This is a genomic window from Staphylococcus caledonicus (assembly GCF_016238465.1).
Lineage (GTDB): Bacteria > Bacillota > Bacilli > Staphylococcales > Staphylococcaceae > Staphylococcus > Staphylococcus caledonicus.
In genome coordinates, this window is sequence record NZ_JABTXV010000025.1 from 1 (window position 1) to 255 (window position 255).

The 255-nt window shown below is 47.1% G+C and carries 1 rRNA gene; it reads left to right on the forward strand.

Going from position 1 to position 255, the window contains the following annotated elements:
* Positions 1-250, forward strand: a 23S ribosomal RNA gene (locus tag HS848_RS12580); the annotation flags it as partial.
* Positions 251-255 lie beyond the last annotated feature (5 nt).

Here is a 255-nt window from a genome sequence, read left to right on the forward strand (position 1 = left end):
TGTCCTTAGTACGAGAGGACCGGGATGGACATACCTCTGGTGTACCAGTTGTCGTGCCAACGGCATAGCTGGGTAGCTATGTATGGACGGGATAAGTGCTGAAAGCATCTAAGCATGAAGCCCCCCTTAAGATGAGATTTCCCAACTTCGGTTATAAGATCCCTCAAAGATGATGAGGTTAATAGGTTCGAGGTGGAAGCGTGGCGACACGTGGAGCTGACGAATACTAATCGATCGAAGACTTAATCAATTATT